Origin of the sequence: Cupriavidus sp. IK-TO18, from assembly GCF_015549295.1 — a bacterium.
GTDB lineage: Bacteria > Pseudomonadota > Gammaproteobacteria > Burkholderiales > Burkholderiaceae > Cupriavidus > Cupriavidus oxalaticus_A.
In genome coordinates this window covers 224,050-235,129 of the sequence record NZ_JADGMP010000012.1, presented here as the reverse complement: position 1 = coordinate 235,129, position 11,080 = coordinate 224,050, and the positions used below count along the sequence as shown (strand labels likewise).

At 69.6% G+C, this 11,080-nt stretch carries 11 protein-coding genes, 1 pseudogene and 1 riboswitch; of the genes and pseudogenes, 3 read left to right on the top strand and 9 right to left on the bottom strand.

The features are described 5' to 3' along the window. Position 1 precedes the first annotated feature (1 nt). The 5 genes from IPF36_RS11080 to IPF36_RS11060 all read right to left on the bottom strand — a co-directional run bounded on the left by IPF36_RS11080 (position 2) and on the right by IPF36_RS11060 (position 5,163). Positions 2-745, bottom strand: coding sequence for a DUF3348 domain-containing protein (locus IPF36_RS11080; RefSeq protein WP_195427977.1), 744 nt, complete (start codon positions 743-745; stop codon positions 2-4). 182 nt (positions 746-927) lie between these two features. Then, positions 928-1,437: a 6,7-dimethyl-8-ribityllumazine synthase gene (locus tag IPF36_RS11075; RefSeq protein ID WP_135703535.1), complete on the bottom strand. Its 510-nt coding sequence runs from the start codon at positions 1,435-1,437 to the stop codon at positions 928-930. A 75-nt stretch (positions 1,438-1,512) separates the two neighbouring features. After that, positions 1,513-1,664: riboswitch (FMN riboswitch) on the bottom strand. A gap of 81 nt (positions 1,665-1,745) precedes the next feature. Then, entirely contained in the window at positions 1,746-2,294 is a 549-nt protein-coding gene (locus IPF36_RS11070; protein WP_346769547.1) for a GAF domain-containing protein, read from the bottom strand. A gap of 1 nt (position 2,295) precedes the next feature. After that, positions 2,296-3,273 (bottom strand): tripartite tricarboxylate transporter substrate binding protein, encoded by a 978-nt coding sequence (locus IPF36_RS11065; RefSeq protein WP_195427976.1) that lies wholly within the window; start codon positions 3,271-3,273, stop codon positions 2,296-2,298. 60 nt (positions 3,274-3,333) lie between these two features. Then, complete coding sequence (locus IPF36_RS11060) at positions 3,334-5,163, bottom strand: gamma-glutamyltransferase family protein (RefSeq protein WP_195427975.1); 1,830 nt, start codon at positions 5,161-5,163, stop codon at positions 3,334-3,336. A 121-nt stretch (positions 5,164-5,284) separates the two neighbouring features. Between IPF36_RS11060 and IPF36_RS11055 the strand changes: the two genes are divergently transcribed. The 3 genes and pseudogenes from IPF36_RS11055 to IPF36_RS11045 form a co-directional block, all read left to right on the top strand. Beyond that, entirely contained in the window at positions 5,285-6,238 is a 954-nt protein-coding gene (locus tag IPF36_RS11055; RefSeq protein ID WP_195427974.1) for a LysR substrate-binding domain-containing protein, read from the top strand. A 159-nt stretch (positions 6,239-6,397) separates the two neighbouring features. Next, positions 6,398-7,006 carry a glutathione S-transferase gene (locus tag IPF36_RS11050; protein ID WP_195427973.1) on the top strand — a complete coding sequence of 203 codons (609 nt, stop codon included), beginning with the start codon at positions 6,398-6,400 and terminating at the stop codon, positions 7,004-7,006. Positions 7,007-7,102: 96 nt separating this feature from the next. Beyond that, positions 7,103-7,210, top strand: a pseudogene (locus IPF36_RS11045) (GntR family transcriptional regulator); the annotation flags it as partial. On the opposite strand, the gene dmpG reads toward IPF36_RS11045, so the two are convergent. From dmpG to mhpD, 4 genes are read right to left on the bottom strand one after another with little or no spacing between them, the layout of a single operon-like run. Then, positions 7,188-8,237, bottom strand: coding sequence for a 4-hydroxy-2-oxovalerate aldolase (dmpG, locus tag IPF36_RS11040; protein WP_195427971.1), 1,050 nt, complete (start codon positions 8,235-8,237; stop codon positions 7,188-7,190). The pseudogene IPF36_RS11045 and the gene dmpG sit on opposite strands and share 23 nt — an antisense overlap. A 14-nt stretch (positions 8,238-8,251) precedes the next feature. Then, a complete protein-coding gene (locus IPF36_RS11035; RefSeq protein ID WP_133093363.1) occupies positions 8,252-9,202 on the bottom strand; it encodes an acetaldehyde dehydrogenase (acetylating) in 951 nt (316 codons plus the stop codon). Between the two features lie 20 nt (positions 9,203-9,222). Continuing rightward, the gene (locus tag IPF36_RS11030; RefSeq protein WP_243736811.1) at positions 9,223-10,230 is read right to left on the bottom strand and encodes a tripartite tricarboxylate transporter substrate binding protein; all 1,008 of its coding nucleotides are present in this window, start codon (positions 10,228-10,230) and stop codon (positions 9,223-9,225) included. Between the two features lie 50 nt (positions 10,231-10,280). Further along, positions 10,281-11,072 (bottom strand): 2-keto-4-pentenoate hydratase, encoded by a 792-nt coding sequence (gene mhpD, locus IPF36_RS11025; protein ID WP_135703541.1) that lies wholly within the window; start codon positions 11,070-11,072, stop codon positions 10,281-10,283. Positions 11,073-11,080 lie beyond the last annotated feature (8 nt).

Here is an 11,080-nt window from a genome sequence, read left to right as displayed (position 1 = left end):
GTCAGCTGCCGCGCAGCGCGGCGAGCAATCCTTCGACGGGTTGGAAGCGTATTTCCAGCTCGGCCAGCAATACGCTTTGCATATCCTTGCGAAACACGGCCAGCCACGCGCCGGGCGCGACCGGGGCTGCGGCGGCCGGCTTTGTGGCGGCCTGGGCCTCGGCCAGCGCCGCGGCTTCCGCCTGGCGCAAACGCTGGAAATGCCCTTCCAGCAGGGTCGGCACGCTGCCGAGCACGCTTTGCTCGCGCGCGCCCAGCACGCGCTCCATTACTGCATCGACCATGGCCAGCCGGGCCATGTCCGGCGCACGCGTCGACAACGCCGCCCGCAACCGCCCGCGCAAGGCGCCGATCGCGGTTTCCATGGACTGCTGCTGCGACACGTAGCGGTGGCGGTAGATGGCGAAGTCCACCTGCGCATCCACGGCCTCGGACGGTCGCCCCGGCCCGCGCCGGCGTGCGGCGAGGGCGTTGTCCCCCGCGATGGCGTCGCTCAGCGCCGCGCGCACGCGTGCGCACTCCTGCTCTTCGGCGGTGGCGCCGGAGGCACGTGCAACGGCCGGCCCCGCGCCCGGCGCGGCTTTCAGCGCCGCCGACAACGCGATCGCATCCGGCCAGCCCAGCCATTGGCTCAGCTGGCCCGAAAGTGACGTTGCAGGAGATGGGGCGTCGGCGTCGGTCAGGCGCGCCAGCAGCCGGACTAGCGTCGGACCGCTGAAACCTGTGCGCCGGGGCTCTTGGGACATACCGCCGGATTCAAAAAGCCAGCAGTTTACACGCCTCGGGGAGGCGGAAGGCAGTATCCGGGGGAGGGGAGCGGCGGCAACGGATGCCGCCGCGGGCGAGCCGTGCCGTTTAGCAAGTCCCGCGGTTCATGATTCCTGAACATGCCGCGGACATGAACCGCGCGGCACAGCCCTTCAACGCATCAGGCCGCCAGCTTCTGCAGCGACGCCACCGTGCGGACGCAGGCCTGCGCCGCCTCGCGGCCCTTGACCACGAAATGCTCGGCAAAGAAGCGATGGTGCTCGTCGTGCTCATGGAAGCTCTTCGGCGTCAGCACGGCCGAGAACACAGGGATCTCGGTGTCGAGCTGGACGCGCATCAGGCCGCTGATGACGGCATCGGCGACGAATTCATGCCGGTAGATGCCACCGTCGACGACAAAGCCGCTGGCGACGATGGCGGCGTACTTGCCGGACCTGGCAAGCCGTTGCGCATGCAGCGGGATTTCGAAGGCACCGGGGACATCGTAGATGTCGATGGCATCCGCGGCGACGCCGAGCTTTGCCATTTCGACCACGAACGCGTCGCGCGCACGATGGACGATATCGGCATGCCATTGGGCATGGATGTAGGCAATGCGCTTGCCTTCGGGGAGGGAAAAGCCGGCCGCGGGTGCGGTGGCGCGCTGGAATGCAGAGACAGGCTGATTCATGGTGTTCCTGTACGGATGGAGTTGGCCAGAATCAGGGCGCACGAGACTTGCCCCCGTGAAGACGGGGGCATTTTTGCTCGCTCTCTTTCATCCGGACTATCACCGTCGGCTTCGGATTTGAACCGAATCTGCTGACCCCGGCATGTGGGCATGCCGGGCGCTCGCGGGCTTGTGCGTCAGACGCCTTCACCGCCGGTAGGGACTTTCACCCTGCCCTGAGAACGTTGCCGCGCTGTGCTTCGTTGTGCTTTCAACGCGGCGGGGGAATCATACCGCAGAGTAGCGTTCGGCGTGGGCGGACGCTTCCGTCAGCGGCGCGCAGCGGTCAGCGCCTGCACCGGCGCCACCGCCAGCGCCGCCAGCAGCCTGAGCGCCGCAACCTCCGCCGCCGACCAGATGGCGCGATCGGCCAGGTAGTTGAAGGTGCCGATCACCGGGCCCTGATAGCCCAGCGGCACATTGACCACCGCCGTGCACCCGAGCTTGCGGATCACCTGCACGTCATCGAACACCGCCGCCAGCGCTTCATCGCCCTCGCCGACAAAGACCTCACCGCGCTCCAGCAATTGCCGGCGCCACGGGCTGTCGCCCTTGGTCTTGTGCCCGCCGACCGGATAGGCGGCGGTGTCGGATGACCACAGACGTTCGATCCGCGCCGTCTCCGCATGCCAGGCATTGATCGTCAGCAGGCCGGGGCCGAGCGTGCGCAGCGTGGCTGCGCCGATCGCGTCGAGCGCCGCGGCGGGGCCGCGCGCCTGCCGCAGCGCGTCGCACAGCAGGTTGACCTGCGCGATCAGCGAGCCGGCGTCTTCCAGCGGTGCGCCGGCTTGCGGGGCCGGGTGCGTTGCCTGGCTCACTTCATTCCCCCTGGATGCCCAGCTCGCGGATCAGCTTGCCGTAGCGGTCGGCATCGCGGCGCAGGATGGTGGCGAACTGCTGCGGCGTGGAGGTCGCGGTTTCAACGCCGATGGCGTTCATCTTGGCTTTCACTTCAGGCAGCGCCATCACGGCGTTGATCTCGCGATTGAGCCGTGCCGTCAGCTCGGCGGGCATGTCCTTCGGCCCGAAGGCGCCATACCAGACTGCCAGCTCATAGCCGGGCAGGGTCTCGGCCACGGTCGGCACGTTGGGCAGCAGCGGCGAGCGCTTGCTCTCGGTCACGGCCAGCAGGCGCAGCTTGCCTGCCTTGACGTGCGGCAGCGTCTGCGTGCCCGCCGAGAACAGCAGCTGGGTCTGCCCGGCCACGGTATCGACCACCGCCGGCGCGCCGCCCTTGTACGGCACGTGCAGCATCCGGATGCCGGCCATCTTCTCGAACAGCACCGCGCTGAGGTGGTTGGTGGAGCCCGGACCCGCGCTGGCGTAGGCGAGCTTGCCCGGATTGGCCTTGGCGTAGGCCACCAGCTCCTTCACGTTCTGCGCCGGCACCGAGGGGTGGACCACCATGGTGTTGGTCACGTAAGCCAGCAGGCCCAGCGGCGTGAAGTCGTCCACGCCGCGGAACGGCATGTTGGACATCAGCGCCGGGTTCATGGCGTGGGTGCTCATCGAGCCCACCAGCAGCGTGTAGCCGTCCGGCCTGGCGCGCGCCACCATGGCCGAGCCGATGTTGCCGGACGCGCCCGGCTTGTTGTCGACGATCACCGGCTGGCCGAGCGAGCGCGTCAGGTGCTCGGACAGCACGCGCGCCAGGATATCGGTCGAGCCGCCGGCGGCCCAGGGCACGATCAGCGTGATCGGCTTCTGCGGCCAGGCTTCGCTGGCGCCGGCCGGGGCCGCCAGGCACATCGCCAGCGCGGCCACGCCGCCCAGCAGGGTTTTCAGTACTGCGCGCATTTTCCTTCCTCCTTGGGACTGGCGCGGACCTGGTGCGGTCCGCTGTCATGATTTGAATCGTCAGCGACCCACTGCGTAGCCCTGCATGCCGCGCGGATTGGCGCCGGCGCGCAGCACCAGCCGCCCGCGCCCGTCGCGTTCGCGCGAGCATGCCGACATGCGGCCTTCTGACCAGGGTTCGCCCACGCGGACTTCGTGCCCGCGTCCGCGCAGCGCCGCCAGCGTTGCCGCCGGGAAGCGCGATTCCACGCTGATGCGGTTGAGCACGGTCTGGCGCGGCCAGAACGAGCCCGGGAAATGGTCGATATGCCACGCGGGTGCATCGATTGCTTCCTGCAGGTTCATGCCATGCACCGCATGGCGCAGGAAGAATGCCAGCGACCACTGGTCCTGCTGGTCGCCGCCCGGGGTGCCGAACACCATATACGGCTCGCCGTCGCGCAGCGCCAGCGACGGCGACAGCGTGGTGCAGGGGCGCTTGCCGGGGGCCAGCGTGTTGGGCAGGCCGGGCTCCAGCCAGGTCATCTGCAGGCGGGTATTGAGCGCGAAGCCGAGCGCCGGGATGGTCGGGCTCGACGAGAGCCAGCCGCCCGACGGCGTGGCGGCGACCATGTTGCCGTGGCGGTCGATCACGTCGATATGGCAGGTGTCGCCGACAAAGAGTTCGCGTTCGGCCCATTCGGCTACCGGCGGCAGCTCGGCGAAGGTCGGCTCGCCCACGCCGAAGCGCACGTCGGCTTGCCGCAGCGTGCGCTCGGCGACACCCAGGTCGGGCAGGCGCGGCGCCATGCGATCGAGCGTGCCGGGATCGATCGCCAGCGCCGCGCGCTCGCCGATGCGCTGCGCGCGCGCGGCCAGGTAGCCGTCGTCGAGCAATGTGGCAAGCGGGCTCTGCGTGAAGCGGGGATCGCCGTACCAGGCCAGGCGATCGGCCATCGCCAGCTTGGTGGCTTCGGCAATGCGGTGCACGAATTCGGGCGAATCGGGCGCATGCTGCGCCAGCCCGGCGTGGCGCAGCATGCCGAGCTGCTGCAGGAACACCGGACCCTGGCTCCAGATGCCGCACTTGGCCACCGTGTAGCGGCCGAAGTCGAGCGTGACCGGATCCTCGTCCCCGGGTCTCCAGCCGGCCATGTCGTCGTAGCGCAGCAGGCCGGTGTGCTTGTCGCCGGTGGTGTCGCGCACCGGCGTGTTGCGGCAGTAGGCGTCGATTTCCTCGGCGACGAAGCCGCGGTACCAGCAATCCAGCGCGGCGTCGATCTGGCCGGTGCGGCTGTCGCTGCGGCGCTGGGCATCCTCGACGATGCGGGTGTAGGTATCGGCCAGCGCCGGCAACGTGTGCAGGCTGCCCGGGCGCGGCACCTTGCCGTCCGGCAGCCAGGTGGCCGCCGAGCTGTGCCATTCGTCGCGGAACAGCGCCTGCACCGCCAGGATCGCGCGCGAGATGCGCGGCACCAGCGGGAAGCCGTCGCGCGCGTAGCCGATGGCGGGCGCCAGCACATCGGCCAGCGACCACGTGCCGTGATCGCGCAGCATCGTCAGCCACGCGCCGAAGGCGCCGGGAACGGCGGCGGGCACCAGCCCGATGCCCGGCATCAGCTCCAGGCCCTGCGCGCGCAACGCGGCGGGATCGGCAAGCGCCGGTGCCGGGCCCTGTCCGCACAGGGTGCGCATGCGGCGCTCGCGCTCGCTCCAGAACAGGATCGGTACTTCGCCCCCGGGGCCGTTCAGGTGCGGCTCGACCACCTGCAGCACGAAGCCGGCCGCCGCCGCGGCATCGAAGGCATTGCCGCCGCGTTCGAGCACGCCCATGGCGGTTTGCGTGGCCAGCCAGTGGGTGGAGGCGGCAACGCCAAAGGTACCGACGATTTCGGGGCGGGTAGTGAACATGGGTTGCAACTCCGGTGATGCGAGCCAGTATAGGATTGTGGAATAACCGCGAGAGTCTGATTGGTTATCGTTGCATTACCATTTGGTAATACGACATTAGCGCCCCCGTTGCAGGATTCCTGTGCCCATAGCCGCCTCCGACAAGCTGGTCCACAACCTCGTCTCCCGCCTGCGCCTCAGGCACCTGCCGCTGCTGCTGGCGCTGGAGCGCCAGCGCTCGGTGTCGCGCGTGGCGGCCGAGCTGAACCTGTCGCAGCCCGCCGTCACCAAGACCCTGCGCGAGATCGAGGACATCTTCATGGTGCCGCTGTTCACCCGCACCCGGCGCGGCCTGGAGCCCACGCCCACGGGCCGCGCGGTGCTGGCGCATGCGCGGCTGACGCTGGCGGATACCGATGCGCTGGGGCGCGAGCTGGCGGCGATCGGCGCCGGCATGTCGGGGCGGCTGCGCATCGGCGTGATCCCGTTCATCAGCCGCACCGTGCTCGATGCGGCCTGCAGCTTCGGCCTGACCCAGTCGCCGCGGGTTTCGGTGCTGGTGCGCGAGGGCACCACCGACGAGCTGGTGGCGGCGCTGCGCGAACATGAGCTGGATTGCGTGGTGGCGCGGACCTTCTACGCGCCCGGCGCGGACATCGCCCAGCAGCCGCTCTACCGCGAAGAGCCCGCGCTGGTGGTGCCCGCCGCGGCCGCCGGCCGGCTCGGGCGCGGGCCGCTCGACTGGCGCCGGCTGGCCGAGCGCGACTGGATCCTGCCGCCGCCGAACACGCCGATCCGGCGCACCATCAACACCATCTTCGCGGTGGCCGGCGTGGCGCAGCCGGTGCCGATCGTCGAGACCTACTCGATCAAGACCATGGCCACGCTGCTGCGCAACCACGCGGCGGCTACCACCATCGTGCCGCGCGCGGTGGCTGCCGAGCTGGTCGAAGGCGGGGGCGCGGCGGTCCTGCCGCATGCGCTGAGCTGGGACTTGCCGCCGGTGGGGGTGATGTGGCGGCGGCAGGCGCTGGAGGACGATGTGGTGGTATCGCTGGTGGCGGCGTTGGGGAAATTGCGGTGGGAGGAGGGATAGGGCGCCGGGACTGCGCAGTCATCAGAGCTTGCTTCCGCCCCTCGCATACGCTCCGCTCTCCCGCGCGCGGGGTAGGGGAGCAAACCGCTGGCGGTCATGGCGCGTGCGCGCTCATAATCAGCCTCGCATCCCCAACCAACCCAACCCGGAGCCATACCCATGCGACTCATCGGCATGCTCGATTCCCCCTACGTGCGCCGTGCCGCCATCACGCTGCGCCTGCTGGGTTTGCCGTTCACCCACGAATCCATCTCGGTGTTCCGCACCTTCGACCAGTTCCGCGCCATCAACCCGGTGGTCAAGGCGCCGTCGCTGGTGTGCGACAACGGCGTGGTGCTGATGGACTCGACGCTGATCATCGACTACGCCGAAGCGCTGGCGGGCCGCAGCCTGATGCCGGCGTCGCTGGAAGAGCGCCAGCGCGCGCTGCGCACCATCGGCCTGGCGCTGGCGGCCAGCGAGAAGGCCGTGCAGCACGTGTACGAGCACAACCTGCGGCCGGCGGAGAAGGTGCACCAGCCGTGGGTGGAGCGCGTCGATGGCCAGCGCACCAGTGCCTTTGCCCTGCTGGAAGACGAGATCGCGCGCATGCCCGTGCCGGCCGATGAGGCGGCGGTGAGCCAGGCCACGCTGACCGCCGGCGTGGTGTGGACCTTCACCCAGGCGCTGCTCCCCGGTCATGTCGACCGCGCGGCGCACCCGGGGCTGGCGGCGCTCGCGGCGCAGCTCGAAAGCTTTCCTGCGTTCAGCGCGCTGCCCCACGCATGACAGCCCGGGGGATCGCGGTCGCGATGGGTGGCAATGGATCGGTCGTGGTTCATGGTGGTCCAGCACGTGCAGGTGCTGCCTCGCGTGTTCGGGGTAGACCTGCTCGCGCGCGGGCGCAACGAGGAAGCCTCGCAGGCGACGCGCGAGCACCTGCAGCACACGCTCAACGCGCTGGCGCAGATCAGCCGGCTGCTCGAGCCGTAGCCGATTGGTTCAGAGGCTGGTTCAGCAGGTCCAGCGCCACGTCCACGATCATGTCTTCCTGCCCGCCCACCATGCGGCGGCGGCCCAGCTCGACCAGCACGTCGACGGTCTTCAGGCCATAGCGTGCCGCGGCAGCTTCGCTATGGCGCAGGAAGCTGGAATACACCCCCGCATACCCCAGCGCCAGCGTCTCGCGATCGACCCGCACCGGGCGGTCCTGCAGCGGGCGCACCAGGTCATCGGCGGCGTCCATCAGCCGGTACAGGTCGGTGCCGTGATGCCAGCCCATGCGCTCGGCGGCGGCGACAAACACTTCCAGCGGTGCATTGCCCGCGCCCGCGCCCATGCCGGCCAGGCTGGCGTCGATGCGGTCGCAGCCTTCTTCCACCGCGACGATGCTGTTGGCTACGCCCAGGCTCAGGTTGTGGTGCGCATGCATGCCGGTCAGCGTTTCGGGCTTGAGTACGTCCTTGAACGCGCGGAAGCGGTCGCGCACGCCGTCCATGGTCAGCGCGCCGCCGGAGTCGACCACGTAGCAGCAGGTCGCGCCGTAGCTCTCCATCAGCTTGGCCTGCTGCGCCAGCTGCTGCGGCGTGGTCATGTGGCTCATCATCAGGAAGCCGACCGCTTCCATGCCCAGCTCGCGCGCCGCCTCGATATGCTGGCGCGAGATGTCCGCCTCGGTGCAGTGCGTGGCCACGCGCACGATGCGCGCTCCGGCCTGGTAGGCGTCCTTCAGGTCGTGCACGGTGCCGATGCCGGGCAGCAGCAGCGTCGCGATCCGGGCGTGGCTGACCACGTCGGCGACGGCTTCGATCCACTCCAGGTCGGTATGCGCGCCGAAGCCGTAGTTGAAGCTGGAGCCTTGCAGCCCGTCGCCGTGCGCGACTTCGATCGAATCGACGCCGGCCTGGTCCAGGGCGGCGGCGATCTGGCGGACCTGCGCCACGCTGTACTGGTGGCGGATGGCGTGGCTGCCGTCGCGCAGCGTCACGTCGGAGATATAGAGTTTCTTGTCGGTGCTCATGGCTTGGTTCCGGTTCAGGCTGCGGCGGACTCGGCCAGCATGGCTTCGGCCATGCTTTCGGCGGTGTTCAGTGCGGCGCTGGTCATGATGTCCAGGTTGCCGGCATAGGCAGGCAGGTAGTGGGCGGCGCCCTCGACTTCAAGGAAAACCGTGGTCTTCAGGCCGGCAAGGCGGCCCAGCCCCGGGATATTGAGCGGCGCCTCCGCGGGGATTTCCTCGAACTGCACCGCCTGCTTGAGTCGGTAGCCCGGCACGTAGCGCTGCACGTCGGCGGCCATGCGCGCCACCGATTCGGCAATGGCATCCTGGTCGGCCGGCTCACTCAGGCAGTACACGGTGTCGCGCATGATCAGCGGCGGCTCGGCCGGGTTCAGCACGATGATGGCCTTGCCGCGGCGCGCGCCGCCCACCTGCTCGATGGCGCGCGAGGTGGTTTCGGTAAATTCGTCGATATTGGCGCGCGTGCCGGGGCCGGCGCTCTTGCTGGAGATGCTGGCGACGATCTCCGCGTAGTGGACCGGCGCCACGCGCGATACCGCCGCCACCATCGGGATGGTGGCCTGGCCGCCGCAGGTGACCATGTTGACGTTGGGCGCGTCGAGGTGCGCGGCGCCGTTGACCACCGGGATGCAGTACGGGCCGATCGCCGCCGGGGTCAGGTCGACCATGCGCAGCGCCGGGCGCAGCGCGCGCAGGAACGCATCGTTCTTCACGTGCGCGCCGGCGCTGGTGGCATCGAACACGATGTCGATGTCGCCGAACACCGGCAGCCGGGCCAGCCCTTCCACGCCTTCATGCGTGGTGGCAACGCCCATGCGGGCCGCGCGGGCCAGGCCGTCGGAGGCGGGGTCGATGCCGACCATCGCGCCCATCTCGACATGCCGGCCATGCCGCAGGATCTTGATCATCAGGTCGGTGCCGATATTGCCCGAGCCGATGATGGCGGCTTTGAGCTTGCGCGTCATAGGGATTCTCCTTGGATGGGTTACTCGACGCTGGCGCCGCTGGCCTTGACCAGCGGGGTCCAGCGCGTGCTTTCGCTGGCGAGGAAGGTGCCGAACTGCTGCGGGCTCATCGGCATGGGATCGAGGCCCTGGTCGGCGAAGCGCCTGGCCACTTCCGGGGCCTTGAGCGCCTTCAGCGCGGATTCATTGAGCCGCGCGACCACCGCGTCGGGCGTGCCGCTGCGCACCACCATGCCGAACCACACGCCGGCATCCAGGCCGGGCACGCCCAGCTCGGCCAGCGTGCGCACGTCGGGCAGGCTGGGGGAGCGCTTGCTTGAAGCGATCGCCAGGGCCTTGACCTTGCCGCCCTTGATCAGCGGCGAGGTGGTGATGACCGGGTCGAACATCATGTCGACCTGGCCCGCCATCACGTCCTGCAGCGCGGGGGCCGAGCCCTTGTAGGCGACATGGGTGAACTTGCCGCCGGTCTTGTCGCCGAACAGGCCGCCGAGCAGGTGCCCGATCGAGCCGATGCCCTGCGAAGCGTAGTTGACCCCGTCCGCGCGCGACTTCGCCAGCGCGACCAGGTCCTTCACGGAGCCGGCCGGGCTGTTCTGCGGCACCACCAGCACCAGCGGCGAGGCGGCCAGCGCCGTCACCGGCTTGAAGTCCTTGAGCGGGTCGTATGAGAAGTTGCGGTACAGGCCCGGGTTGATCGCGAACATCTCGGTGGCCGCGACGAACACCATGTGGCCATCCGGCTCGGCGCGCTTGACCGCCAGCGCGGCGATCTGCCCGCCGCCGCCGGGGCGGTTCTCGACGATCACCGGCTTGCCGAGGTCGCTCTGCATCTGCTGCGCGACCTGGCGCGCGATCATGTCGGTGATGCCGCCCGCCGGGAACGGGACCACGATGGTGACGGGGCGGTTGGGGAAGGCGGGCGCCTGCGCCGTGGCCGCGCCGGCGCTGCCGACCAGGGCGGCGCCGATGGCGAAGGGGGCGAGCAGCCTGGCAATCAGGCGATGCATGCGATGGGGGCGTTGCATGGTTGTCTCCGTTTCTCTGTCGTTATGGGTTCAAAGCTTCGGCAGTCATGTCAGCTGTCGGCGAACTTCGCGCGTACGGTGCCGACGCCGGTGATATGCGCTGCATAGGTCTTGCCGGCCTGCACCGGCACCATCGGCCCCAGCGCCCCGGTCAGCACCAGGTCGCCGGCGCGCAGCGGGTCGCGCAGGCTGGCCAGCTTGCGCGCCAGCCACACCGCGGCGTTGAGCGGATGGCCCAGGCAGGCGGCGCCGCTGCCGTGCGAGACGCGTTCGTCGCCGCACCGCATTTCCATCTCCACCGCTTTCAGGTCGAGGCCAGCCAGGGGCACCGGAACTGCGCCGATTACCACCAGCCCGCTGGAGGCGTTGTCGGCCACCGTGTCGACATACGAGATGTCCCAGTTGGCGATGCGGCTGCCGACCACCTCGATCGCCGGCAGCACGTAGTCCACCGCGCCCAGCACGTCGAGCACGGTGGCATCGGCCACGTCGAGGTCGCGGCGCAGCACCAGCGCCACTTCGGCCTCGGCCTTGGGCTGCAGCGTGCGCGCCATCGGGATCGGCTCGTCGTCGCCGTAGACCATGTCGGCGAACAACGTGCCGAAGTCGGGCTGGTCAACGCCCAACTGGCGCTGCACCGCGGGCGAAGTCAGGCCGATCTTGCGGCCGATCACGCGGCGGCCGCCGGCTTGCCAGACGGCGACGTTGGCGCGTTGCACGGCGTAGGCGGTGGCCGCGTCGTCCGTGGCGATCTCGCCGCGCAGCGGCGCTACCGGTGTGCGCGTTCGCTCGGCTTCGCGCAGGCGTGCGGCGAGGGCGAGGATGGTTTCCTGGTCTGGCATGGCTGTGT

Bases quoted from the DNA above. Each gene is read 5' to 3' on its own strand.
- mhpD (WP_135703541.1), bottom strand. From the start codon at position 11,072: ATGCCAGACCAGGAAACCATCCTCGCCCTCGCCGCACGCCTGCGCGAA.
- IPF36_RS11050 (WP_195427973.1), top strand. From the start codon at position 6,398: ATGCGACTCATCGGCATGCTCGATTCCCCCTACGTGCGCCGTGCCGCC.
- IPF36_RS11030 (WP_243736811.1), bottom strand. From the start codon at position 10,230: ATGCAACGCCCCCATCGCATGCATCGCCTGATTGCCAGGCTGCTCGCC.
- IPF36_RS11065 (WP_195427976.1), bottom strand. From the start codon at position 3,273: ATGCGCGCAGTACTGAAAACCCTGCTGGGCGGCGTGGCCGCGCTGGCG.
- IPF36_RS11075 (WP_135703535.1), bottom strand. From the start codon at position 1,437: ATGAATCAGCCTGTCTCTGCATTCCAGCGCGCCACCGCACCCGCGGCC.
- IPF36_RS11080 (WP_195427977.1), bottom strand. From the start codon at position 745: ATGTCCCAAGAGCCCCGGCGCACAGGTTTCAGCGGTCCGACGCTAGTC.
- IPF36_RS11035 (WP_133093363.1), bottom strand. From the start codon at position 9,202: ATGACGCGCAAGCTCAAAGCCGCCATCATCGGCTCGGGCAATATCGGC.
- dmpG (WP_195427971.1), bottom strand. From the start codon at position 8,237: ATGAGCACCGACAAGAAACTCTATATCTCCGACGTGACGCTGCGCGAC.
- IPF36_RS11060 (WP_195427975.1), bottom strand. From the start codon at position 5,163: ATGTTCACTACCCGCCCCGAAATCGTCGGTACCTTTGGCGTTGCCGCC.